We start from the raw sequence: 23,905 nt of genomic DNA on the forward strand, positions 1-23,905 counted from the left end.
ATAGAAACTCGTCTCAAAATTCACGCTACTTATTATGAGAAATCAATAGATTCAAATCTACTTTAAGGAATCTTTATAAAATGAATTTTTAATTAGATGATAATTACAAAACAAGATTTTCTTGTAAAAATTTGATTTTACTACAAAGGCATATCAAAATGATACTCTAAGTTAATTTAGAACACTAGATCTCTTCTAAAAAGACTCACTCAATTTGTAAAAATTTCTACGCATTTGTTTGTATAGAAGATAAATCAAATTGAAGATGTATGAACTCCTACAAAAATTTAGAGCTAAAAAAGTTTTTTAAAAACAGTATGAGACTAAATCTGTGGGAACTCACCTGAATTATATTTTTTACTAAAAAACTTACCCCAAAAAGCCGTCCAAAGATACGCAGCTAAACCCATCCAATAGCTTTTTGAGATTTGACAACATACTCCGAGTCGGAAATTTTCTTTAAAAATCAATTTGTCCCCGTATGGAACTGGTAAAAATTGGTACATGGAAAACTTTATGTCCCAAGATAAAAAAACTCCTCTCTACGAAACTCACCGCAATTTGGGCGCTAAAATGATTCCGTTTGGTGGTTGGGATATGCCAGTCCAATATTCAGGGATCATTGCAGAACATAACGCAACCAGAGAAGCTGCCGGACTTTTTGACGTTTCTCACATGGGCGAAATTTTTATTACTGGAGATCCTAAATCGATCCTTTCTTTTTTAGAATCGATCACCTGCAATTCAGTCGCCTCTCTTTCTGATTCTCAAGTTCAGTATAACGCAATCTTAAATCAAAACGGCGGACTTGTTGACGACGTAACGATCTATAAATTCTCTTCTGAAAAATACATGATTTGTTCTAACGCTTCTAACTATGAAGCAGTTACAGAACACCTACTCAAACATCTTCCAACATCGGGAGTAAAAGTAGATAATCAAAGTTTACAATGGCATCAAATTGCTTTGCAAGGTCCGAAAGCGAACGAAATCTTTTCTCAATTTTTGAGAAGGGATTTGGATTCGATTCAATATTATCGTTTTATGTTATTTCCTTATCAAGGAGAAGAAATCATCATTTCTAGAACCGGTTATACGGGAGAAGACGGTTTTGAAATTTATTCTTCCGTTCCTGTCGGTTTAAAACTTTGGAATGAACTTTTGGAATTCGGAAAACCTTTTGGATTACTTCCTTGTGGACTTGGCGCCAGAGATACCCTACGAATCGAAGCGAAATATCCTCTTTACGGTCACGAACTAAACGATCAATGGACTCCGATTGAATCCGGAATCGGTTGGATCGTTAAAGAAAAAGAAAAACCCTATTTCTCTTCCGAGAAAATTCTTTCTCAAAAGAAAAACGGAGTTCCCTCTAAAATCGTTTCATTCGCATTAACGGAAGCAGGTGTTCCAAGAGAAAATTTTCGAGTTCTAGATTCTAAAGGAAACGAAATCGGTAAAACTACTTCGGGAACTTTTTCCCCTTCCTTAAAAAAAGGAATTGGTTTGGCCTTGATCCAGTCTGAAAAAATCAAAGACGGAGAACCGATTCAGATCGAAATTCGTGAACAACCAAAACAAGCTATTATAACAATGAAACCTTTTATTCCAGGTAGTATTAGAAAAAATTAAATTAGGAAAAACAAATTATGGCAGAAACACAAGCTCCCGCAGGTTATTTTTTCTCCGAAAAACACGAATGGGTGAAAGTAGAAGGAGACACGGCCCTTATTGGCATTTCTGATTTTGCCCAATCCGCGTTAGGTGATATTGTGTTTGTGGATCTTCCAAAAGCTGGAAAGAACATAAAACAATTTGAAACTTTTGGCACGATCGAATCGGTAAAAGCAGCAGAAGATTTATACGCCCCTATCGGCGGAGAAGTGATCGAATTCAATTCAGCTCTTTCTAAAAATCCGGGAGACGTCAACTCTAAACCGTTCGATTCCTGGATGATTAAGGTTAAAGGTTTTTCCACTTCCGAACTGGAAAAACTTTTAACTCCGGAAAAATACAAAACCTTCGTAGCCGGATTAGAATAACAAAAAAGTCTAATATAAAGAATTTAGAAGTAGGCAAACATGAACTCGACTCTACAAAACCAGACCAAAACCATTCTTGAAAAGGTGGGAACAGATCCTTTGGATTCTTTCCCAAGAAGACATATCGGACCAGACTTACAACAGACCACCGAAATGCTAAAGGAATTAGGACTTTCTTCCGTAGAAGAGTTGATCGATAAAGCCGTTCCCACCGGTATTCGACTGAAAAAATCTTTGGATCTGCCAAAAGCGTCCACTGAACATAAAATTCTTCAGGACTTAAAAAAGATCGCTTCTCAAAACCAGGTTTTTCGTTCTTATATAGGTGCGGGTTATCATTCCTGCATCATTCCAGGTGTAATTCAAAGGAACATTTTGGAAAATCCCGGTTGGTATACGGCTTACACTCCTTATCAAGCCGAAATTTCCCAAGGTCGTTTAGAAGCTTTATTGAATTTTCAAACGATGATCATTGATCTGACTGGCCTTGAAATTTCAAACGCTTCTCTTTTGGACGAAGGAACCGCAGCAGCGGAAGCGATGTTTCTTGCCTACTCCGTTCGTAAAAATGAAACCGCTAAAAAATTCTTCGTGTCGGAACTTTGTCATCCGCAAACCATAGACGTTGTTGTTACAAGAGCCAATCCTCTGGGAATTGAAGTTCAAATTGGAAACCATGAATCTATTGAACTCAACGAAGATTTTTTCGGAGTTCTGATTCAATACCCCGCTACAAACGGAAAAGTAATCGATTATACTTCTTTTATTCAAAAAGCGCATAACGTAGGTGCATTGTCTACGATCGCTGCGGATCTTTTAGCACTTACACTTCTTAAATCTCCGGGGGAAATGGGAGCCGACATTGCTGTAGGTTCTTCTCAAAGGTTCGGGCTTCCTCTTGGATTTGGAGGTCCACACGCTGGCTACTTTGCCACTAAAGACGAATTCAAACGTAGTATGCCGGGAAGACTGATCGGAGTTTCTAAAGATTCTCAAGGAAATCCGGGACTTAGACTTTCTCTTCAAACTAGAGAACAACATATTCGAAGAGATAAAGCGACTAGTAATATTTGTACGGCTCAGGTTTTACTTGCCGTCATTTCTTCTATGTATGCAATCTATCACGGACCGGAAGGACTTAAAAACATCGCCACTCGGATTTATAAATTCACTTCCATTTTTGCGAATGTGTTGAAGAACGCCGGTTTTTCGATTACGAACGATTCTTTTTTTGACACGATTACAATTCAAACTGGAACCAAAACTCAGGAAATTTTAAACAGAGCCCGTTCTAAAAAAATCAATTTTAGAGAATACAAAGATGGAAAAATCGGAATTACATTAGACGAAACAGTAAACTCCGAAGATCTAAAAGATTTATTAGAAATTTTTGAAGTTAAGAATATCGACATAGAAAAACTTTTCGCGGACGCTCAAAACATTCCAGAATCTTTAAATAGAAAAACCTCTTATCTTACACATCCAGTATTTCAATCCTATCACACCGAAACGAAAATGCTTCGTTATATTCGTAAATTAGAATCTAGGGATCTTTCACTTACCACTTCGATGATTCCTCTCGGTTCTTGTACAATGAAACTCAACGCGACCACGGAAATGTATCCTGTCACTTGGCCGGAATTCGGTGCGATTCATCCATTTGCTCCCGCAGATCAAACGAAAGGTTATAAAATCATTTTTGATGAATTGGAAAAATGGCTCTGCGAAATCACCGGATTTGCAGGAGTTTCCTTACAACCAAACGCCGGTTCTCAAGGAGAATACGCCGGGCTTTTAGCAATTCGTAGATTCCATGAAAGTAGAAACGAATCTTATAGAAATGTTTGTCTGATTCCCATCTCCGCCCACGGAACCAATCCCGCAAGCGCCGCAATGGCTGGCTTTCAAGTTGTGGTAGTTTCTTGCGATTCAAATGGGAACATAGATTTAGAAGATTTAAAATCAAAAGCTGAAGAACACAAAAAGGATCTGGCGGCTTTGATGATTACGTATCCTTCCACTCACGGAGTATTTGAAGAATCTGTTAAAGAGATTTGTCAGATTGTTCATTCCTGCGGCGGCCAGGTTTATATGGACGGAGCCAATATGAACGCTCAAGTCGGTTTAACAAGTCCGGGTGAAATCGGTGCAGACGTCTGTCATCTCAATCTACATAAGACTTTTTGCATACCTCACGGAGGTGGTGGACCAGGAGTTGGTCCGATCGGAGTCGCCAAACATTTAGTTCCATTTTTACCTGGACACGTATTAGTAGATAATAAAACAGGAAATGAACACGGCGCCGTGTCTGCAGCTCCTTGGGGAAGTGCGAGTATCGTTTTGATTTCTTGGATTTACATTGCACTCATGGGATCGGAAGGTCTTACAAACGCTACACGTAATTCTATTTTAAACGCGAATTATATCGCTAAACGTTTAGAAAAAGTGTATCCTGTTCTTTATAAAGGAAAGAACGGTTTTGTTGCTCACGAATGTATTTTGGATCTAAGACCTTTTAAAAAGTCCGCAGGAATTGAAGTGGAAGACGTCGCCAAAAGATTAATCGACTACGGTTTTCATGCGCCTACGATGTCTTTTCCTGTTCCAGGAACTTTGATGATTGAGCCGACCGAATCCGAATCTTTAGAAGAATTAGATCGTTTTTGTGAAGCAATGCTTTTGATTTTTCAAGAAATTTTGGACGTTCAAAACGGAACATTAGATAAAACTGATAATCCTTTAAAAAATTCTCCTCATACCGCTGCTATGGTGACTTCGGATCGTTGGGATCATTTATATCCGAGAGAACGCGCTTCCTATCCCGCTTCTTGGCTAAAAGATCATAAGTTTTGGCCTTATGTAGGAAGAGTGGATAACGTATACGGAGATCGGAATTTAGTTTGTTCTTGTCTTCCAATCGAAAGTTATCAGTGATTCTTGATCCGGATCCAACATGGCTTTTAAAGACCAAATAATTTACTTTGCCGGATCAGCTTATGATTCAAAAAATCGCCAATCTTTTCCTGACGTTCCAACGGATTTGATTGTATATTTAAAAACTTGCAAAAATAATAATATTATTTGGAGCCTAGGCGATACCCATAACGCTCCGGATATTGTTTTGTTAAGAAAAATTGAACAATTAAAGTGGATCAACCTTCTTGTTTCCCCTTTCAGTGACGAAATGGACATTGCAGAAATCGTTCATAAAATAGATCCAAACGAAGAAAAAGAAGGATATTATGAATTGCTTGCATTAGATATCCTTTTAGCATCAACAAGCTATGAGCCCATTGGTTTGGTTACCCGACTTGAATACTTATGGTTCTTGGGACATGAGCCATTATGAATTGACGGTTTTTCCAGGACATACCTGGAACGATATAACTGCCTCTCCTAAACAATTTTTAGAATCACAATGGTTAAGCGAGCGCGAACGTCCCCAAGAAATCAATACGGGAAACGTATTTCTTTATTTCGATCTTTGGGAAAAATGTATGTTTAAGAATTCGGATTAAAATGATTTATTACATTGAAAATCTGCTAAGTGATGAAATTCGAATCATAAGAAACAAGATTTACCGACCATACTCAAGTTGTTTCCTCGTTGCGTCTTTTCTCCTATAACGCTAATTTTATGACAGTTTCAAGTATTTTTTGTTTCTGTAATTTCCCTAATCTTATTGTTACTCTTCCTGATTTCATGGGTTATACTTTTCGTAAAAACAGAGCTGGAAATAAAAGAAGGTAAGCAGCTCGTAATCAAAGGAACGATTCAAAAGTAATTTATTCTAAAGTTTTTGGCGCGGTTCTTAGTCATTAAAACGGCTTTTTGAAATCGAAAATAAAAAATTCTCTATCTTATTTAGATAATCCGTTTTCACATCTCCAAATATAAAATCACAAAGTTTATGCCAATTGAGAAACAATTGATGACGTATACCACGCACATGAATTTCAGGATCTACACCTGCGAAGTTCCATTGTCCGGCTTTTGTTGTAATTCCGTCGCTCATCAGTAAAAATAAAATCAAAAGAGGTATAACGCTGAAAACGACTCGATAACGGATTTTAAAGTACAAAAGTGTAGAAATATAAAATATTAAGAATGTGTAAAAAACGAAAAAGAAAAGAAATAAGTTTCTATGATCGTTAGAAGTGATACTTGTATCATTAAAAATCATAATCGGCCCCAACAACAAAAAGATATACCATTTCATTTTTTTTTACAACGGATTGAAGAGTGGTTATAAAGTTTACTTCCGAAGTTTCAGAAATAGAAACAGTTGCATAGATAGGAGCTGCAAAAGAAAAAAACAGATAGTTCGCCATCCATCCGGCAAACAGACAAGATCCTCCCCAATCCGTTCCTCCTTGCAAAATGATTGGAATTGAAGCTGTGGCAATTTCCCAAGGTTCATATCTACCACCCGTACTACGAGCAATTAAGATTCCCCAAGATAAAATTAAAATTGGATGAAAGATTATAGAAAAAAATTTCATATTTTGATAAATGCAATTGTAAAGGTAAAATTTTTGTATCTATCTTACTATCCTTATAAAATTGAATGTCTTAATTTTCTATAACAAAAACCTGTTTCAGCATAAAACAATGGGATTTTATAATATAGCTCCGAATGAACTATCTATCAATGTCCATGTAAATCAAGTATTAGAAATAATAACTTTTTTATTTTGGAATAAATATTCCAATATCTGTTTCACCCAAAATAATTTTTCTTTTCTGTAGAAAGATTTTACTTCTACGTTGTTATACTTCTTATGAAATCTCTGATTAAAATTCATCTAACGCTCATCTTTTTTTTACTGATCTTACAATGCAAAAATTCAGACAAAGAAAACTCCTTACTTTTAGCCGGAGTTGGCTTGATCATTGCACAAGAACTTGAGGCTCAAAGTTTAATGTCCGGTCCTGTATTGATCGATCAAGAAACAGAACTTACAAACTATAAATTTAAACTTTATAATTCGAATCAAAAACTAACCTTAGAAGCTTACTTTTCAAAACCTGCCGGAATGGGTCCGTTCCCTTTAATCGTGATGATGCACGGATGTGCGGGAGCCCATTCCAATAGTGACTCATCAAAACCACCCTCTTCTCTTTATACGGAATGGGCTGGTCGAGGTAAAAATTTAGGGTACGCTACACTTTTGATCGATAGTTTTACACCTAGAAACGCTCCTCAAAATCAATGCAGCAACGGAGCCGGTGTTGGAACCTCCGAAGTTACCGATAGGCCAACAGACGCTTATGCCGCGCTTGCTTACGTCAAAAGATCCAAGATTGTTAACAACGATCGAATCGTTTTACTAGGATGGTCTCACGGAGGAAGTAGTGTATTAGCAACAGTGGATACAAATTCCACCTTACAATTTCGTTCTGAAAATCAAAGACCTTTTAAAGCGGTAATTTCTTTTTACCCTGGTTGTGGCCTGAATAATGCCTTTGGAGGAATCTCGAATAGTCAGTATCTACCCTACACTCATATTAAAATTTTAGCGGCTGGGGCAGATCCACTTTATACGGGAGGTTATTGTAATACAAGAGTTTCAAGGGCACAAACGTTAGGCGCAAGCTCTACGACTAACAATTCGATTGCGATGACAGTGTATCCAAACACTCATCATAGTTTTGACGAAGCAAAAGCGGTTTCGTCTAAATTCGATACAAACGACGTAGCCGCAAAACCAAATGCGGATCAAGAGACGGTGAATTTTTTCCAACTGTATAATCCGATACAATAAGAACACTTGTCACACACGAGGAAACGGGAACCTACGCGATGCTTTGACTTCTTGAAAAAAGTCTAAAACATCTGGATCTTTATATGCGATATTTGGATCTGGATCACACAGTTTCCCAGTTGGACGTTTTATTCAGAATCGTGAAGTTGTATTCTTCTACGGAGTTGGAACCGCTCCAAAAATTTTCAGAGGAGAATTACGTGCAGCAATTTACAACTGGTTTGAAAACGACAGGGCTAGGAAGAGTGAATAAAGAATTGAATTCTTATATACAATTTTGATTCTATTGATTATGGAAATAAAAGATTATAGTGACGAGGTTCGTTTGCATCGTTCCAGACTCGTTCGCTTTCTACTTTTTATAGCTGGTTCGATTTCCTTGGCTTTGGGGATCATCGGAATTTTTACTCCGATTTTACCTACAACTCCATTTCTACTTTTATCTGCGGCTTGTTATGCAAGAGCGTCTCATCGATTTTACAATTGGCTAATGAATAATCGATACTTCGGTTCTTATATCCGAGATTGGAGAATCCATAAAATGATTCCTCTAAGAGCAAAGATACTCGCAATTTCCATGATATTCTTAACGATCGGAACTACGGTGTTCTTTTTTATTCCTATTTTAGCTGTGAAAATTCTAGTTTCTTTAATCGGAATCTTTGTAGTCATCTATCTAATTCGGATTCCAACAAAACGGGAGAATTGAATTCATAGATGTAATTTTCCGATAGAGTATATAACATATTTATAAAAATCTAAACTTCCTCAAAATTTCAGTTTAGATCAATAGAATGTTTATTTTACTCAGAACTATAAAATAGAGTGTAATTATATTTTGTGATACTATTTATTCAACGTAAGAAAATATGCGCGAATTCGCACTGCCACAGACGGACCGGGCTCTGGTCAATAAATTACATATAAGAAACATTATATAAAAATTATCTTTAGTTTTAATATAAAACGCTTTCGTAAAAAACATTTTGCTGAGTTTCCAGAACGACCCAGGAAGCTCAGCGAATGCCTCTGGCATTCAGGGAGCAATGCATTGAGTTTGAGGAAAGCGTTTTACTTGAGTCTCCTCGCATCGATCCCTTTCGTTTTATTTATCAGTTCCTTAAATCTTCCATAAATTTTTTAAAGAAAACCACCTGATCGTAGGAATCAAATCTTTCTATAAATATATCATTATTTTCTAAATCTTTTGCCCAAAGCTCATTTCCAAAGAACGTTGGATTTTCTATTATAAAATAGTTTTTAAAATTCGCCAGTTCCAATTTTTTAATTCGTCTCCAGCGGATGGGGGAATTAAAAATTATACACGAAATTCGATTAAGTCTAATTATAGTTTTATTAAACAAAATCAGAACGACGGCTATAATTCCAAATATAAAAAATAGAATCGAAATCATTTCAATAATCGTAGGATTCCTATTTTGAAATAAAAATAAATTTTCATATTCTCTATAAAAAAATATATAACCAATCGATACAAATATAGGCATAGATAATACAATTAACATTAGATACGACATCCAGCGAACAGTGAATATATGAAACTGTTCATCATAAGTACGTTCAGTTTTACTCGGAAGAGTTCCAATTTGATCTTTAAAATTTGTCTCAATTTTCTGCTGAATTAGCTTGGATTCTTTTTCTAATAGACCTTTATCAATTATTCCTAAATATAAGAATCGAAGAGAAACATAAATCAGTAATATTACAATTACTAAATCAATAATTTCGAAATACAAGTACCAATCCATTCCTCCATCAAAACCTGGGAATAAACAAAACAATTTAGGATTTTTTGGATTATAAAAAACCGTTATCTCGGATCCGATCGGATATTGTTTGACAAAGTTTTCACTTGCATCTAAAGAAGATAGATTCGTTCGATAGAGATACGTATACGATCCGATTTGTTCAACTCCATCGGGAGAAGTATATGAGTATTTCAGATGTAGATAAAATTCAGTTGGTCTTTTAGATGTAATATCTCCGGTCCAGCGGATTTCGTTTTCTAAAATTTTACCTTTTGTATTAAGATAGTTTTCAGTTTCTTGAATAGAAATGGTTATTTCATAAACTCCGATTGAATAATAAATTGAAAAGATAAATAAAATAATCGATATAGCAAAATCCTGCGCTCTTCTTTTTTTCATAAAAAAAGAGAACAGATCGGAAAGAATAGAAATAAATCCGATCAAAGCAATAAGATAAACAAACCAAAAAGGTATATTAAAAAATCCGAATCTTTCATGTGCAGGAAGATACCATACTAAGGCAAAAAAGCATATTACAACGAAAATCGCCGGGATTGAAATTTTTGGTTTATGATCTAATTTTTGCAAGACGTCTTTGGAAAATATTCTGGAATTTTACTCTTTTATAAACTTTCTTTAAAATAGGATTTTTACGAATGAGCTCGTTATTCGTTTTGAAACAAACTGACTATTTAAATGAGGATTTTGCAAACTTTTCATTTACTGAACTTTATAAAATTAAGTAATATAAGTTTTATTACAAAGCGCTGCTAGAATGCAAAATTTTCGTTATTCGATTATATAGTTTCTGAGCAGTAAGATCGTATTTTTAAATTTGTATATAATTAATTGAGTAGCACTATAAATTCCACCTCATTCCGATTCAAGATTTGTTCTTAGAGAACAAAATTCAACGAACAACCTTACTACAAGCGAAAAAAGTTTTCGGACCTATAAACGATACTAAGTTTCACAAAAATGTAAGAACTCATACAATACAACGGCCTTTGCGAAGCCCATACATTTTATTAAAGATTCTTCTTCTAAAGTTTTGGAATAAACTCTCAATTCACTTTTGTACTTAAAAACTACAACAGAATAAGCAATCTTCACGATAAAGATTCAGAACGCTCAATTTTATATGGATTCGATAAAACCATTTTGTTAATCGTAGATATGGATTTTTTCAACAACTCTAATTCGTCATAGGTTCGACTTTATTGGACGCCTAACCTACGTTTTGTGATTTTTGATCGTTTTGTAATTCTCAGTATGGAGATCGAGAAGGAAACATGTGAAAAACTTTAGAATCGTTCTCTTTGAGAAGTTCCGCAATATCCAAAGCTTCTTGGATCTTTTTACGTTTGTCCGGTTCTTCTTGAAGCCAAAAGGCCACAAAAGACTCCAATCTTTTATAATCTTTGATAAACGAAAGAGAACGGATGTATTGAATTTTGTCCTCTTCTTCGACTATTTTTAATTGTATTACAGATTGATAAGCGGCGGCGGCGGCACGGTAATTTCCAGTATTATAATAAGCTTGAGCTAAGAATCTTTTTTCGTGAAGAGGAAGTTCGCCATACTGAGAATAAATTTTTATCGCCTTTCTATAATTTTGGTGAATTTCCATTACAAGTCTTGCATGAATCAACATGTATTCTTTAGAAATAAATCCTTCTTTAACAAAATCGACACACTGGGAATAAGCATCCGCTTTGTTTCCTAAAAGAAAATTGGACTTTAAAAGAAGAAGTTTCGCGGCTCTAAAATTCGGCTTCAGTTCTATCGCTCTTTCCGCTTCTGCCTTGGCTCTTAAAAAATTTCCGGTCTCAAAATAAGCCAATGCCAAGTTGATTCTATAAAACGGATTGTAATTGGAAAGTTCCACCGCCTTTTGAAAATATTCCAAAGACTTTGCCCATTTATTTCTTTGAACAAAAATCATTCCCAATAAATAATAAGAAGGATCGTGGCTCGAATGAATTTGAATTGCTTTTAAAAGAAAATTTTTCGACTGAGGATATCTTCCCTGGGCGTAAAGATAAGAACCCTTCAAATAATGATACTCAACCGAGTTTTCATCCAATTTTTTAATCTTATCAATATTGATGAAAGCTTTAGAAAGATTGTTGGCTCGAATGAGATTAACGGTTTCCGTATTTAAAGCGGTGATTTGAATTTTACGTCTGGCCGCATCGGTCGGATTTAAAGGAACCTGATCTTGATTAGATTCCGGAAAACTTTCGTCTTCCTCGTTGGCAAAAAGAATCCCCGAAAGAAAAAACAAAAATAAAAACAAGTAAAAGATACGTTTCATACGTTTCTTTAATCCGAATCGAAAACTACGATTCAGTTTTTCTCGAAATATTCCTCTGCATTGGTTTTCTTATTCAAAAGTTTGAGTTCTTTTTCATCCACTTTTAAGATTCTATACTCCAGATCAAACGCAAGATCGGCAAGATTAAAATGGATGTCGTCCCCTTGCATCTTATAGGTAAGATGAAATGCATCGTATTTGGCCAGTCCTTGGGGAAAAATTTGAAGATGGTTTCTTTTTTCTTGATTGGTGCATTCCCCTTTTTCGGAACATTCTTTGATTTTTATCCAGTCTCCTAAAATCAGCTCTTCCTTTTTTTTACAAGCGGTGAATAAAAACAAAACCAAAGCGGAAACAAGAACGATTCTTTTCATAGATTCAAACATAGAGACGCTTCTCTATCTGTCCAATGAAAATCTCCGCTTCTTGACTAAGAGTTCTCAAACGATCTAAAACGGGCTTACCGAGTTTGAACTCTTTCTATCGAAAAATTCGTAAAACTCAGCGAATTCCCTTTCTAAGGATCGGCATTCAGGAAGTGAACACTGAACTTTACAAAAATGTAGGAACTCATGCAGAAACTATAATAACAAAAAAATCCTAAAAACTGTAAATCATACAATACAACAGCGGTTTTGTGGGAACTCACACATTTAATTGAAGATTTAAAAAATGATTGATTCTAAAATTTTTGAATGATCAACAATTTCCAATTTACTGAACTTCCAAGTAATCTTTTAAATTTAGTATTTCGAAAGTATTGAGAAGATCCGGGTGAATCGAGCTAATTGTACAGCCAATTCCTTCGGAACGTGCATTTTTTAAAAACCAAATCAGGGAACTGATAGAAATAGAATTCATAATTGGAATATTCCCCAAATTCAAAACGATATTTTTCGGCTTTTTGGCGATGGCTTCCATGAGCATCGTTCGAAAAGTATAATAATCGTGAAAGAGGATGCTCAGATCCGGAGTGATTTCAATTGTTTCAGGGATTTCTGACATGGGAATTCATTCTAAGTTCTTCCGTATACTATATCAAATTTTGGATAAAAAAACCTTCTCTTCAAAAAAAATCTATTCTGGAAATTTCAAATTTAACCGATTTTTGAGAAGGGAGAGAAATCATGTTTGAGAAAACCCATTTCATGAAAACCCAGGATTTGCTGGAAAGAGGAATGAACAATTCCATTTTTAAGAGAAAGGTGATTTCGGACAATATCGCAAATGCGGACGTTCCTCACTTCAAAAGATCCGAGGTAATTTTCGAATCGATGATCAAAAGAGCCATCGAATCCGAAAAAATCGAAGCCATCAAAGAAGTTCCGACTCAAATTTCGGACGAACGACACATTCAATTCTTCAAACCATTGGATTATCGTGAGGTTCAACCAAAAGCAAATACGGACTACTTAACTACTATGAGAGCCGATGGAAATAACGTGGATGTGGAAAAGGAAGTCGTAGAAGCCTCCAATTCTCAAATGCAATATATGATGATGGCAGAGAGAATCAATCAGAACTACAGAGAACTGAAACAAGTCATGAGAATGGCTTAAAAATTTCGTTTTATTTACTTGAATTGATCATAATGAGACATAATTTTATACATTAGGAAGTGGCCATGGGACTTTTTTCATCGATCAACATTTCTGCAACCGGCTTATCCGCTCAAAGATTGAGAATGGATGTTATTTCCAATAATATTGCAAACTCTACTACGACTCGAAACACAAATGGGGACGGTCCTTTTAGAAGAGATCGGGTTGTAATGACTCCGATCAATTTAAGAACCAAATGGAGAAGTCCCGTTTATCCGTTTGGAGTTTCTCCAGGAGAAGGAAAAGGTGTAAAAGTAATGAAAATCGAAAAGGATATGACCCCTCTTCGATTGGTTTATGATCCGACTCATCCAGATGCAATTCAAATCGGCCCCAAAAAAGGTTATGTTGAAATGCCAAATGTAAACATCGTTACAGAGATGACGGATATGATCTCCGCTTCCAGATCTTATGAAGCAAACGTTCAGATGATCAACGGATCAAAAGCGATGTTTAACAAAGCTTTAGAAATAGGTAGGGCTTAATTATGGAAATCAATTCTAATTCTTCTCTTTGGCATTCGTATAACTCCGGTTATAGCGGAAACAAAGCTCATCCCTTAAGTCCGAAAGGAGATCAAGTCAAAGTATCCATTACAGAAGATAGACATTATAAAGACGTAAAACAGCCAGTCTCTCCGGATTACGTAGCAGAAAGTTTTTCAGAAGCGATGAAAAACGCTCTGACTTCGGTCAATGATCTTCAAGTAGAAGCCGATGAATTGACTCAGAAAATGGTTTTTGATCCGAATTCCGTAGACGCCCATCAAGTTATGATCGCTTCCGAAAAAGCAAGAGTGGCTCTTACATTCACAAAAACGATCGCTGATGGTGTAATTCGCGCTTACAGAGAACTTACTTCTTTAAGATAAATTACTGATCTCTATAAAATTGAGTACCGTTAATTCTATCACAAACCGCTGATTCTATTTAAAATATTAGGTACTTTATTATAGTTATGAGTAGTTTTAAACGATTTAAAAGAATATTTCTTAAATTGAATATTTGAACCGATCCTTGAAAATTTACAAAAACATTTAAACCTGTAATTTCAATTGTAGAACGATTCAGTTTTACTGTTAAATTTAGATTTGTGAGAGTTCCCACAGATTCAGTCTCATTGTACGACCTAATATGTATTTGGCGAATAAATTTTAGAATAAATCTTCTCAACGTAGTAGCTCCTACATTTTTAAAACTTATCTATAAAATCGAGATTTGTGGGAACTCTTACATTTTGAGTAGCCAACTGAATATTATGCTTCATCATTATTTGAAAAACTTCTGAAGATAGATTCAAAAAAATTAAACTCATTTTAGAACTGCAGTAGTTCCCACAGATTCAGTCTCATTACAGATTTTTAAATATTCGTATTTCGTAATTCAATATGTTGCAATTTCCGCATTTTTAGAATTGAACTCTAAAACTCGGATATGTGGTAGTTCCCACATTTCGTTTTTTACAGAAAAATTAGGTTTTATAAAACGAGATCCTACATAGAACTCAGAGATTTTTGATTTAAGATCGTTTTGGGATCTATCTATTTAACGTGAGTTCGATATAACGCGAAAGGGATCGATGAATGAACTAAAGCACAACGCTTTCTATGAATCGCGTTGTAGGATCAAGTTATTGGTATTTTATGAAAATTGAATCTGATTCTGTAGTTTCAAAATAACTTGACCGAAGCTAAGAGCCTGGTCCGGCTGCCTGCGGCAAGCCGGATCGCCCTAATTTTATTACGTCGAACTCACGTTAAACTATGTTGATCAATCACTTTAATAAATTATTATATTATAGTTGTTGAAAAATCAATTCTCCATTTTGTCTCTGTTTCATAAAATCGTCGATTGAAACAGTTCTGTTAATCGCCGCTATGAAATTTTTCAACAACTCTATTCTATAGAATAGAAATTGCCCGAGTTCTACAAACTTAAAATATATGATAGTTTTTGGCAGCCTGATTTAAAATCTAGAATTTGATTGTAAAAAATCTTTCTAGTTAAAAATCCTTTTGGACTTGAATTTTATAGATTGATTCTATTTTGTTAAAAAATCCGAATCATTCAGGAAATGAAATATGAGTTTGAAAAAATATAACGGAAGTTGTCATTGTGGTAAGATTCGTTACGAACTGGATCTTGATCTTTCCAAAGGAACAAGCAAATGCAACTGTTCTTATTGTTCTAAAGTAAGAAATTGGAGCTCGATGGTCAAACCGGACGCATTCCGTTTGATCACCGGCGAAAACGAACTTGGAAGTTATCAATTTGGCACCAAAAGTGCTACTCATCAATTCTGTAAAAATTGCGGAGTGAGAATACTCACCAAAGGTCATCTTGAGGAGTTAGGTGGTGCATTTATCAGTGTAAGTTTAGCTACACTGGATAATGTGGATCTCGAAGAGTTGATCACCTCACCTCTTTGGTACGCAGATGGGCTTCACAACAACTGGAGAGCACAACCTTCAGAAATTCGTCACCTCTAACCGAATTACAATTTAAGCCGAATAAGTTTTAAAATTAATTTTGAAATGAACAGGACGTTTTGGAAATCTCATTCAATCCGTCTTTTCTATTGATAATCTTTGCAGTAATTTCTACAAATAAAATCGCCTTACATATGTTTGGCGTAAAAAATGAGAAAGAATTTTTTAAAAGTAGTTCCTACAATTTTTAGAATAGATCTGTAAAATCAGAATTTGTAAAAATTTTAAAATAGAACGGTTTCAAAAAGTATAAACAATAATTTTTTAGAAATTTCTAATCAAATGCTGTAGTTTCCACAGAAACGGTCTGGATGTTTGTAAACTTTATAGTAATACTCCCATTATCAAGTCTTCATAATTTTTAGATTTTGGGGTAAATGATCGGTTCGTTACTTTCAAAAATTTGAATTTTAAAATCTGTCCGAAAATTTACGCCATAAATCTCAAAATTAAACTCATCTAATCTATTTTTGTTGTTTATGAGAAAAAGTTTCAAATTTCACCAAACATCAATTGAGTGATTTTTGATCATTCCTTGAGAACCTCCAAACCGCTTTTAGCAACTTGTCCATCCTGAACGGAAGTTCCACCAGAAACTCCAATTGCACCCGCGATTTTTCCGTCGATCAAAATCAATTCTCCTCCTTCAAGAGGATAAACACCCGGCAAAGCTAAAATTCTAAGTCCAATCCCACCTGCTGCAACGGTTTCTTCCATCGTCTTAGAGCCGGTCTCAAAACTACCTATCAAAAAAGTTAAAAGCAATGATAGAGCTTGCGAGATAAAGAGATGCAAGATAATTTTCAGATTTTCTTTCCCAACGAATTAGGATAGCCCTGAATCGATTGTGCCAACTGTTAGTTCTTTCAACGACCCATCGTCTAGGTTTTCCTTTATATTTACCAATGAGAGGCTTCTCACCTTTTTTCCGAATATGAGATTGAATGTTTCTTCTTTTGATTAAAACTTCTATATCTTTGAAATCATATCCTTTATCTAAACAAAGATGTTTTGGTTTCTTTTTTCTTCTACCGGAAAAAATCAGGATTGAATTCAACGTATCTTTTACAGCGTGTTTATCATGAACATTGGCTCCACTCAATGTTATGGCCAAAGGAATTCCATTTCCATCTGTAAGAATATGCCGTTTAACCCCCAATTTGGCACGGTCTGTAGGGTTTTTCCCAGTTAAGCTCCCCCTTTGGGAGCTTTAACCATTGCCGAATCCATCGAAGCCCAGTCCCATGCTATCTGATTCTTTACATCATAATATTTTAAAATAGATTTATAAATCTTTTTGAATACTCCTGCTCGTTCCCATTCTTGAAATCTTCTGTGACAAGTTTGGCCAGATCCAAACTCATTCGGAATGGCACGCCACTGACAGCCTGTTTTCATTCGATAGATGATACCGGCCATTACTAATCGTGTTGGTACTCGATTGCGACCTCCTTTCGGATTTACCTTTTCTTTCGGGATCAATGGGGCTATTTGTTTCCAAAGTCCATCCGGTATCTCTGAATAATATTTGTCCATTTCACAAGTAAATAATTACGATTCAAAAGTACAACCAGTTTTGAGACCGGCTCTTAGTCGATCTACGAAAGTTATTCGCACACTTAGCCTTTCCTTGGGAAATATCAATGGAAGCAAATTGTGCCCCATCCATTTTTTCCAATAATACTAAATTTCCTCCAGAATCTACGACAGAAATTACCATCTTCCATCCGTTTTTCTTTGCTTCTGACTGAGCTTTAAAAACAATCTTCTTTGCGACTTCTAAACGAATCGGATTTCCATAATCAGGAAAATTGGGTTGGTTTTGACCCATGTTAGGAAGTGTCATAAAAAAACAAATGGCAATGATCCATAATTTTTGATACATAAATTCTCCTTGAGGTTGTAAAACAACGATGGAACAAAATCTATTCAGAAAAATATTAAAGTATAGGTTTTACTTTCAAGAATTTTTATAAAATGAATTTTTAATTTAGTAATCGTAATTTTATTCAAAAAATTAATTCTTAAATTGATTACTTTCTGATTTGATAACGATTCTTTTTAGATCCTAAAAAATAAGTCCTCAATTAGAGAAATGATCACCAAACAAAAATTTCATGCAGAAATTTGATTAAAGATGATTCGCTTTAAATTTTATAGAAATTTCTAAAAGTTTTTTTTACCAATTTCTATTCAGAGCCACATAATAAAGTATCTAAAATTTACCTTTCAAAACTTAAAATGTGGGATCTCATACAAAAAAACCAACAATTTCAAGTTAGATATAATTTTTTGAGAATTTCTGCTTCTTTGTAAAATCGCCCATACTTTCTGGCGCTATTTTCATGCATTCGAATAGTATATAGAAATCGGTAGTTATTACTGAGTTTTATAAAACTAAGCACACGCAAATTCGGCGTAAAAAAATCCGGGCGAATCCAGCCTTTACAAGCAAAGGCTGGACCGGGCTCTCAGCTCTGGTCAAGTTATTGTGAAACTACAGAATCAGATTCAATTTTCATAAAGTACCAATAACTTGACCCACAACGCGATTCATAGAGAGCGTTGTGTTGAGTTTCCAACGCGACCCTTAGGAGAGCGTTGTGCTTTAGTTCATTCATCGATCCCTTTCGCATTATAACGAATTCACGTTAAGTACCGTTAATTTTATTGTAAAACAATGTTTCAACACAAAAGATTGGGCATTCTTATTATATAGTTCTGAGTAAGAACCAACCTTTTAGATACAAAATTAAATACTTCGTTATATAGCCGTCACTAAGTAACAGATGTTTTATCTGGGATAGTCAACAAAATTCATTTATTGATTCAATAAAGTAAACAAATATAAAAATTTTTAAAAAATGCTTTTCTAGAATCGATGATCAAAAGAATTTCTCAATCGATGAATTTAAAAATTAAAATTGGTTTTCTCTTAAAACCTTTAGTCGTTTTCATTTTTTATTTTGGAACAAACTTTTGTTCAAGCTCTTCTATTCTCAATAAACCTCTAAACGGAAGTTTAGATTTACAAGGGCATCGAGGTGCCAGAGGTTTAAAACCTGAAAATACATGGCCCGCTTTTGAAGAAGCAATTCGATACGGAATGACTACTTTAGAATTGGACACGGTTCTAACCAAAGATAATAAAATCATAATTCATCACGATTCATTTACCAATCCTACAATTTGTCAGAAAAAGGATGGAACTCAAATCGTATCAACTTCGTTATACGAACTAACTCTTTCCGAATTGAAACAATTTGATTGTGGAGCTAAAAAAAATCCTAAATACTCCGAACAAATTCAAGTTCCTGGAACTGAGCTGATTACGATCGAAGAATTTTTTACGCTTGTTGCAAACGCCGAAAAGAAAAATCCAAATCGAACCAAGCTAAAATTTAACATCGAAACAAAATTTCCGAACGACAGTAATTCCCAAATTCCAATAGGAAAAGTTAAAGAACACGTAAATTTATTAGTTCAAGCGATAGAAAATGCAAAGGTTGCAGATCGAACTACAATTCAATCTTTCTATTTACCAGCTCTTCCAATTGTAAAAGAGATAAATCCAAAATTGAAAACAAGCGCACTTTTTTCCCTCACCTATTTTCAAGGAGCCATGATGAAATTAGGACTTGGAAACGGAACTCGCCTAGAAGCCCTTCAAAAAACATTAGAAGTAAAAGCAGACATCATTTCCCCTTACTTTTTATACGTAACCGAAGAATTCGTGCAAGAAGCCCATTCCCATAAAATATCTGTGATTCCTTGGACGGTCAACGATGTGGAAGATATGAAAAAATTGATCGATGCGGGAGTAGATGGGATCATCAGCGATTATCCGGATCGGTTAGCACAGTCTATTAAAAATTAAATATATTATAGAAACTAAATATAATAAAACACATTCATCCTAGGTAAATCAACCAGTTTTTGAGATACAGAAAGCCGAGGTTATGTGGAAAACTCTCCTTTATGCTGCCACTTTCATGAGAAATAAAATAGAGTAGCGGTTGATTTTTTTCATTTTTCTCTTCCGGATGATAGACTGATCGTCAATCAATAGAGTTGTTGAAAAATTCCATAGTTCAGTTTAACAAAACTATTTCAATTGCTCGTTTCCATGGAATAGAAACAGATGGAGAATTCATTTTTCAACAACTCTAATGGACTTTCTGCATTTTTAAGTTTTTTGTCGTCTATAAATTCATCTAAAAAAGCACCGTGATTTCCTAAAATAAAATTCTTATCAATACTTTATTTCAAGATTAGTTTTCATTAGTAGCTTTCCTATTTAAGGTATATTCATAATTTAGAAAATTATCATTTTCTAAATTTCTGTTTGATCATAATTCTCAGTTGGAATTAATAACAATCCCTTAAAATTTTGATTAAGCAAACTTTTTGCAATTCTCTCGTGAATTACCAGCTCTCTCGGGCCCTTATGGAGACGAAAACATAGTAAATCGGGAATTCTTTCAGAATTGATTACAACAGACAGATAAACGGGATTTGTTGTTTCGTTAATATTTCGTTTTGTCTTCGTTTTCTTACGATCAAGAGCATCTATTCTTCCCAATACATTGACTGCACTATAATTATTCCAAATCCGATTTGACTCCTTATCGACGATGATTACCGGATAACAAGTGATATTATCTACCCCCAACTCTCGCAGAGCATTCAAGAGACGATCCGACATTAAAGGTACCGTTGAATCAAACAAGTCGGGCATTTCATCTCCATCTGGAAACCCATAACCGATTTGTCGCGTTGAAACTTCGAATTTCTCTATGGGAAACGGCTCTTGAAACTTGTACCCAGTTGTCCACATTCGCTTTCCGGAATTTGCACTGTGTCCGTGAAAGTTTTTCATAGACATATCACTCAAATCTTCAGTTAGAAACCAATACATAACAATTACCATTCTTATATTGATTCTATCTTACCGCAAATCAGATTCTGAAGAGATGTTGTTTATATTACTTGGCAATGATCTTGTAATGTTTTTCCAGAGTTTTTAAGAATGTACCTTAAACTGCTGGATCATTCCAATCAGGTGCCTGTAGAATTATTTTAGCGTTTTTTTTCTTATCGTTCTTCTCTAATTACCTATCGCAATTCAACTTTGTCCCATGAATAGCAAAACTAATTCTTTCCACATACACTGTCTTCAATTTCTCACTGAATAATTTCTTTGATTCTTTGAGATACTTTCTTCACATCGAAGAATTCATTTGTGTTTGTTCCCGTTCTACCGTAAACAAATTTCCGAGAACTTTGATATTCCAAAACTTGTCGATTATCACGGTAGATTAAAATTTTTTATTAAATTACTAAATATAAGAAAATAATGAAATACAAATATAATCCATTTACCAATAATTCCCTAGTAAAATTTAAAACAAACTTGAAACATAAAGGAAACCTCTATAAAACAGATATTTAACGACATTTGCCATTTTAAAATTCATTTTATAAAGGTTCCTTATTTTCAATTCTACTCCACAGTTGTAATTTCTTTCAAAGCCTTTTTGAAATTATCCTTGGTTGCAATTGTATATTCAAAAACTGTTTTATTTTTTTGGTAGATATTCAATCGGTCCGCCGAACTAGCAAGAAGTTCTTTAACAGTTGATTCTTCCATATAAAAATAAAGTACTAGCGCATTTGAAGATACGTCCGATTTATAAAAATTTCCATTGAAACTTTTTTTTCCCGCTTTGAAGGAAATTTGAGAAAACGTATCCATTTCGGAATATACATAGTTATTGACCCAAAATTCTACGTTGTATGCAACGTATGACTTATCTGGCGTCATGATTTTCGTAAACACTAAAAAATGATTGTAACCGTCTTTGTCTTTAACCGTAACGTCTATGTTTTTAGTAGAATAAGTTTTTTTCTCGGATTCATCCGCATACGAATCGGAAGCCACTAAAAGAAACATTAATAAAACTACAAAAATTGAACGTCCTAGTTTTTTAAGTGAATGTTGTTTCATGATCCATCCTTTATCTGCATTTTAAGTACAGATAGGGGCACAACATTCTTCTCGATACAAAATTGTGTAAAGTTCAATTCACATGGCAATTCATCTAGAATAGAAAAATTTTATCAACGTAATATACTGTTTTTAGTTCGAAAATTATAACTGTGCAAACCTTTATCAAAATTCATCCATATACATAAAAATAACATTATTTTTTTTGAATGTATTATGAAATCCCTTAAAAAACCAGAGAATAAATATAAATCTAGAAATTTATGTGCGGTTTTGTGTTTGTTCCGGCTTTACCGTAAGTTACGGTAAAAGATTTTGCGGATACTTCAATGTTCCAGAATTTATCCGACTTGTCGTCTTTGTAAGTGAGATGATATTTCATAATTAAATATTTTTTCAAGCGGACAACTTAATGAAAAAATACGAAATCCATTTCGAACCGTTCTTCGCAAACAAAAAAGCCGGATTTTTAAAGTCCGGCTTAAAACATTCTGTTATAGAAAGAAAACTTTTTAGGTTTCTTTGAGCGCCGTAACGATTTCTTGAGTCGCTTTTTTTCCGTCTTGGAAATACATCAAAGCGTTATCTTGGATAAACAGAGGATTAGGAACCCCCGCAAATCCAGGACTCAAACTTCGTTTAATTACGATTACAGTCTTAGCTTTATCCACATCTAAAATTGGCATTCCGGCGATCGGACTACCCGGATCTGTTTTTGCAAGAGGATTTACAACGTCATTAGCACCGTTGATGATCACCACATCCACTTGTTCAAAAGAAGGATTGATCTCATCCATTTCCTTCATCTTATCATAAGGAATATCCGCCTCTGCAAGTAAAACGTTCATGTGACCAGGCATTCTTCCCGCAACCGGATGAATTGCAAATTCTACGTCAATTCCTCTGTCTGTTAGAATATTATAAAGATCTCTTACAGCGTGCTGAGCTTGTGCAACCGCCATTCCGTAACCTGGGACAATGACAACTCTCTGGGCCATATCCAATAACATAGCAACTTCTTCTGCGGAAGTGCTTTTCGTTTTTCCGGCGTAGATGTCTTCTCCACCTTTAGAGTTGTCTACAGCAGCCCCCAACCCTCCAAAAAGAACGTTAGGCAAAGAACGATTCATCGCCTTACACATAATCTGTGTTAGTATAATTCCAGAAGCACCTACAAGAGACCCGGCGATAATAAGAACGTTATTACCTAAAACAAACCCAGTTGCAGAGGCAGCAATTCCAGAATAAGAATTCAGAAGAGCGATTACCACAGGCATATCGGCTCCACCGATCGGCATAACCAGTAAAATTCCAAGTATAGAACCTACCACAACTACATACCAATACCATTCTATCTTTTGAGGTTCAATAACAACGAAATAACTTAGAACTAAAGAACCTAATAGGAAAAGCACCTTTACGATTTGATCTCCAGGATAACGAACCGCTTTTTCGGAAAGAATTCCTTGTAGTTTTCCATAAGCCACAAAACTACCAGTAAGAGTAACTGCACCGATGATTCCAGAGGCAGCGGTAGAAATTGTAAATTGATAGGATTTAAGAACTTCTAAATTAGTCCCTTGATGAAGCACTTCCATAATTGCCGCACCAGCGACTAAAAAAGATGCAAGACCTCCAAAACCATTCAACGCAGCAACCAACTGAGGCATAGAAGTCATTTCCACTTTTACGGAAAGATAAACTCCAATTGCAGTTCCTACGATAAACCCGGCCAAAATATATTCGTATGCAAGACCTTTTTCTACAAGAGCCGCAGCAACGGCAAAAAACATCCCAACCGCTCCGACAAAGTTTCCACGCACCGCAGTTTTTGGATGAGAAAGAAGTTTTAATCCTATGATAAAAAGGATCGAGGAAAGGAGGTAAATTAAATTGATAATTGATGCTGTCATAT

At 35.0% G+C, this 23,905-nt stretch carries 21 protein-coding genes and 4 pseudogenes; 13 read left to right on the plus strand and 12 right to left on the minus strand.

What is annotated here, in order from left to right; genetic code table 11:
* Nucleotides 1–516 precede the first annotated feature (516 nt).
* Genes gcvT through LEP1GSC049_RS218430 form a run of 5 tightly spaced genes read left to right on the plus strand, consistent with a single transcriptional unit; the run spans nt 517 to nt 5,560 of the window.
* On the plus strand, nt 517–1,632 hold the full coding sequence (gene gcvT, locus LEP1GSC049_RS218450; protein ID WP_004753800.1) for a glycine cleavage system aminomethyltransferase GcvT: 1,116 nt from the start codon (nt 517–519) through the stop codon (nt 1,630–1,632).
* Between the two features lie 17 nt (nt 1,633–1,649).
* On the plus strand, nt 1,650–2,042 hold the full coding sequence (gene gcvH, locus LEP1GSC049_RS218445; protein WP_004755002.1) for a glycine cleavage system protein GcvH: 393 nt from the start codon (nt 1,650–1,652) through the stop codon (nt 2,040–2,042).
* Between the two features lie 39 nt (nt 2,043–2,081).
* Nucleotides 2,082–4,976 carry an aminomethyl-transferring glycine dehydrogenase gene (gene gcvP / locus LEP1GSC049_RS218440; protein ID WP_004754400.1) on the plus strand — a complete coding sequence of 965 codons (2,895 nt, stop codon included), beginning with the start codon at nt 2,082–2,084 and terminating at the stop codon, nt 4,974–4,976.
* A gap of 19 nt (nt 4,977–4,995) precedes the next feature.
* A complete protein-coding gene (locus LEP1GSC049_RS218435; RefSeq protein ID WP_004754876.1) occupies nt 4,996–5,391 on the plus strand; it encodes a hypothetical protein in 396 nt (131 codons plus the stop codon).
* On the plus strand, nt 5,378–5,560 hold the full coding sequence (locus LEP1GSC049_RS218430; RefSeq protein ID WP_016560626.1) for a hypothetical protein: 183 nt from the start codon (nt 5,378–5,380) through the stop codon (nt 5,558–5,560). The genes LEP1GSC049_RS218435 and LEP1GSC049_RS218430 overlap by 14 nt, the downstream gene beginning before the upstream one ends.
* Nucleotides 5,561–5,854: 294 nt before the next feature.
* On the opposite strand, the pseudogene LEP1GSC049_RS2000000228705 reads toward LEP1GSC049_RS218430, so the two are convergent.
* Nucleotides 5,855–6,545 (minus strand): annotated as a pseudogene (locus tag LEP1GSC049_RS2000000228705) (hypothetical protein).
* Nucleotides 6,546–6,824: 279 nt separating this feature from the next.
* Between LEP1GSC049_RS2000000228705 and LEP1GSC049_RS218425 the strand changes: the two are divergent.
* The 3 genes from LEP1GSC049_RS218425 to LEP1GSC049_RS218415 all read left to right on the plus strand — a co-directional run bounded on the left by LEP1GSC049_RS218425 (nt 6,825) and on the right by LEP1GSC049_RS218415 (nt 8,517).
* Nucleotides 6,825–7,808, plus strand: coding sequence for a dienelactone hydrolase family protein (locus tag LEP1GSC049_RS218425; RefSeq protein WP_004770112.1), 984 nt, complete (start codon nt 6,825–6,827; stop codon nt 7,806–7,808).
* Nucleotides 7,809–7,891: 83 nt separating this feature from the next.
* Complete coding sequence (locus LEP1GSC049_RS2000000228710) at nt 7,892–8,089, plus strand: hypothetical protein (RefSeq protein ID WP_004763344.1); 198 nt, start codon at nt 7,892–7,894, stop codon at nt 8,087–8,089.
* Nucleotides 8,090–8,100: 11 nt separating this feature from the next.
* A complete protein-coding gene (locus tag LEP1GSC049_RS218415; RefSeq protein WP_004758123.1) occupies nt 8,101–8,517 on the plus strand; it encodes a YbaN family protein in 417 nt (138 codons plus the stop codon).
* A gap of 403 nt (nt 8,518–8,920) precedes the next feature.
* Here the strand turns inward: LEP1GSC049_RS218415 and LEP1GSC049_RS218410 are convergent, their stop codons facing one another.
* From LEP1GSC049_RS218410 to LEP1GSC049_RS218395, 4 genes are all read right to left on the minus strand, one after another.
* Nucleotides 8,921–10,165: a DUF3592 domain-containing protein gene (locus tag LEP1GSC049_RS218410; protein WP_004757966.1), complete on the minus strand. Its 1,245-nt coding sequence runs from the start codon at nt 10,163–10,165 to the stop codon at nt 8,921–8,923.
* Nucleotides 10,166–10,844: 679 nt separating this feature from the next.
* Nucleotides 10,845–11,894: a tetratricopeptide repeat protein gene (locus LEP1GSC049_RS218405; RefSeq protein ID WP_004754354.1), complete on the minus strand. Its 1,050-nt coding sequence runs from the start codon at nt 11,892–11,894 to the stop codon at nt 10,845–10,847.
* Between the two features lie 32 nt (nt 11,895–11,926).
* Entirely contained in the window at nt 11,927–12,268 is a 342-nt protein-coding gene (locus tag LEP1GSC049_RS218400) for an LIC10301 family lipoprotein (protein ID WP_025175926.1), read from the minus strand.
* A gap of 340 nt (nt 12,269–12,608) precedes the next feature.
* Nucleotides 12,609–12,899 carry an STAS domain-containing protein gene (locus tag LEP1GSC049_RS218395; protein WP_004754067.1) on the minus strand — a complete coding sequence of 97 codons (291 nt, stop codon included), beginning with the start codon at nt 12,897–12,899 and terminating at the stop codon, nt 12,609–12,611.
* Nucleotides 12,900–13,021: 122 nt separating this feature from the next.
* Here LEP1GSC049_RS218395 and flgB point away from each other — a divergent pair, with 122 nt between their 5' ends.
* The 4 genes from flgB to LEP1GSC049_RS218375 all read left to right on the plus strand — a co-directional run bounded on the left by flgB (nt 13,022) and on the right by LEP1GSC049_RS218375 (nt 15,983).
* The gene (gene flgB / locus LEP1GSC049_RS218390; protein ID WP_000462091.1) at nt 13,022–13,453 is read left to right on the plus strand and encodes a flagellar basal body rod protein FlgB; all 432 of its coding nucleotides are present in this window, start codon (nt 13,022–13,024) and stop codon (nt 13,451–13,453) included.
* A 65-nt stretch (nt 13,454–13,518) separates the two neighbouring features.
* The gene (gene flgC, locus LEP1GSC049_RS218385; RefSeq protein ID WP_002153185.1) at nt 13,519–13,980 is read left to right on the plus strand and encodes a flagellar basal body rod protein FlgC; all 462 of its coding nucleotides are present in this window, start codon (nt 13,519–13,521) and stop codon (nt 13,978–13,980) included.
* A 2-nt stretch (nt 13,981–13,982) separates the two neighbouring features.
* Nucleotides 13,983–14,366 carry a flagellar hook-basal body complex protein FliE gene (gene fliE / locus LEP1GSC049_RS218380; protein WP_004754913.1) on the plus strand — a complete coding sequence of 128 codons (384 nt, stop codon included), beginning with the start codon at nt 13,983–13,985 and terminating at the stop codon, nt 14,364–14,366.
* 1,209 nt (nt 14,367–15,575) lie between these two features.
* Entirely contained in the window at nt 15,576–15,983 is a 408-nt protein-coding gene (locus tag LEP1GSC049_RS218375; RefSeq protein ID WP_004758085.1) for a GFA family protein, read from the plus strand.
* Between the two features lie 528 nt (nt 15,984–16,511).
* Here LEP1GSC049_RS218375 and LEP1GSC049_RS218370 read toward each other — a convergent pair.
* The 3 genes and pseudogenes from LEP1GSC049_RS218370 to LEP1GSC049_RS218360 form a co-directional block, all read right to left on the minus strand.
* Nucleotides 16,512–16,706: pseudogene (locus tag LEP1GSC049_RS218370) on the minus strand (heme-binding protein); the annotation flags it as partial.
* 16 nt (nt 16,707–16,722) lie between these two features.
* Nucleotides 16,723–17,519 (minus strand): IS5 family transposase gene (locus LEP1GSC049_RS2000000227395; protein WP_162833666.1). Its coding sequence is split into 2 segments (ribosomal slippage): nt 16,723–17,174 and nt 17,174–17,519, totalling 798 coding nucleotides; the frame shifts between segments, so codons are not numbered across the junction.
* A 52-nt stretch (nt 17,520–17,571) separates the two neighbouring features.
* Nucleotides 17,572–17,868, minus strand: a pseudogene (locus LEP1GSC049_RS218360) (GlcG/HbpS family heme-binding protein); the annotation flags it as partial.
* A 996-nt stretch (nt 17,869–18,864) separates the two neighbouring features.
* Between LEP1GSC049_RS218360 and LEP1GSC049_RS218355 the strand changes: the two are divergent.
* Nucleotides 18,865–19,860 (plus strand): glycerophosphodiester phosphodiesterase, encoded by a 996-nt coding sequence (locus LEP1GSC049_RS218355; protein WP_016560618.1) that lies wholly within the window; start codon nt 18,865–18,867, stop codon nt 19,858–19,860.
* A 456-nt stretch (nt 19,861–20,316) separates the two neighbouring features.
* On the opposite strand, the gene LEP1GSC049_RS218350 is transcribed toward LEP1GSC049_RS218355, so the two are convergent.
* From LEP1GSC049_RS218350 to LEP1GSC049_RS218340, 4 genes and pseudogenes are all read right to left on the minus strand, one after another.
* Nucleotides 20,317–20,901, minus strand: coding sequence for an imm11 family protein (locus LEP1GSC049_RS218350; protein ID WP_244266176.1), 585 nt, complete (start codon nt 20,899–20,901; stop codon nt 20,317–20,319).
* A gap of 585 nt (nt 20,902–21,486) precedes the next feature.
* Entirely contained in the window at nt 21,487–21,990 is a 504-nt protein-coding gene (locus LEP1GSC049_RS218345; protein ID WP_016560550.1) for a hypothetical protein, read from the minus strand.
* 268 nt (nt 21,991–22,258) lie between these two features.
* A pseudogene (locus tag LEP1GSC049_RS2000000227400) lies at nt 22,259–22,372 on the minus strand (WGR domain-containing protein); the annotation flags it as partial.
* Between the two features lie 130 nt (nt 22,373–22,502).
* Nucleotides 22,503–23,903: an NAD(P)(+) transhydrogenase (Re/Si-specific) subunit beta gene (locus tag LEP1GSC049_RS218340; RefSeq protein ID WP_000127254.1), complete on the minus strand. Its 1,401-nt coding sequence runs from the start codon at nt 23,901–23,903 to the stop codon at nt 22,503–22,505.
* Between the last annotated feature and the right edge of the window lie 2 nt (nt 23,904–23,905).

The sequence above is a fragment of the Leptospira kirschneri serovar Cynopteri str. 3522 CT genome, from assembly GCF_000243695.2.
Classification (GTDB): domain Bacteria; phylum Spirochaetota; class Leptospiria; order Leptospirales; family Leptospiraceae; genus Leptospira; species Leptospira kirschneri.

Bases quoted from the DNA above. Each gene is read 5' to 3' on its own strand.
- gcvT (WP_004753800.1), top strand. From the start codon at position 517: ATGTCCCAAGATAAAAAAACTCCTCTCTACGAAACTCACCGCAATTTG.
- gcvH (WP_004755002.1), top strand. From the start codon at position 1,650: ATGGCAGAAACACAAGCTCCCGCAGGTTATTTTTTCTCCGAAAAACAC.
- gcvP (WP_004754400.1), top strand. From the start codon at position 2,082: ATGAACTCGACTCTACAAAACCAGACCAAAACCATTCTTGAAAAGGTG.
- LEP1GSC049_RS218435 (WP_004754876.1), top strand. From the start codon at position 4,996: ATGGCTTTTAAAGACCAAATAATTTACTTTGCCGGATCAGCTTATGAT.
- LEP1GSC049_RS218430 (WP_016560626.1), top strand. From the start codon at position 5,378: ATGAGCCATTATGAATTGACGGTTTTTCCAGGACATACCTGGAACGAT.
- LEP1GSC049_RS218425 (WP_004770112.1), top strand. From the start codon at position 6,825: ATGAAATCTCTGATTAAAATTCATCTAACGCTCATCTTTTTTTTACTG.
- LEP1GSC049_RS2000000228710 (WP_004763344.1), top strand. From the start codon at position 7,892: ATGCGATATTTGGATCTGGATCACACAGTTTCCCAGTTGGACGTTTTA.
- LEP1GSC049_RS218415 (WP_004758123.1), top strand. From the start codon at position 8,101: ATGGAAATAAAAGATTATAGTGACGAGGTTCGTTTGCATCGTTCCAGA.
- LEP1GSC049_RS218405 (WP_004754354.1), bottom strand. From the start codon at position 11,894: ATGAAACGTATCTTTTACTTGTTTTTATTTTTGTTTTTTCTTTCGGGG.
- LEP1GSC049_RS218400 (WP_025175926.1), bottom strand. From the start codon at position 12,268: ATGAAAAGAATCGTTCTTGTTTCCGCTTTGGTTTTGTTTTTATTCACC.
- LEP1GSC049_RS218395 (WP_004754067.1), bottom strand. From the start codon at position 12,899: ATGTCAGAAATCCCTGAAACAATTGAAATCACTCCGGATCTGAGCATC.
- flgB (WP_000462091.1), top strand. From the start codon at position 13,022: ATGTTTGAGAAAACCCATTTCATGAAAACCCAGGATTTGCTGGAAAGA.
- flgC (WP_002153185.1), top strand. From the start codon at position 13,519: ATGGGACTTTTTTCATCGATCAACATTTCTGCAACCGGCTTATCCGCT.
- fliE (WP_004754913.1), top strand. From the start codon at position 13,983: ATGGAAATCAATTCTAATTCTTCTCTTTGGCATTCGTATAACTCCGGT.
- LEP1GSC049_RS218375 (WP_004758085.1), top strand. From the start codon at position 15,576: ATGAGTTTGAAAAAATATAACGGAAGTTGTCATTGTGGTAAGATTCGT.
- LEP1GSC049_RS218355 (WP_016560618.1), top strand. From the start codon at position 18,865: ATGATCAAAAGAATTTCTCAATCGATGAATTTAAAAATTAAAATTGGT.
- LEP1GSC049_RS218350 (WP_244266176.1), bottom strand. From the start codon at position 20,901: ATGTATTGGTTTCTAACTGAAGATTTGAGTGATATGTCTATGAAAAAC.
- LEP1GSC049_RS218345 (WP_016560550.1), bottom strand. From the start codon at position 21,990: ATGAAACAACATTCACTTAAAAAACTAGGACGTTCAATTTTTGTAGTT.
- LEP1GSC049_RS218340 (WP_000127254.1), bottom strand. From the start codon at position 23,903: ATGACAGCATCAATTATCAATTTAATTTACCTCCTTTCCTCGATCCTT.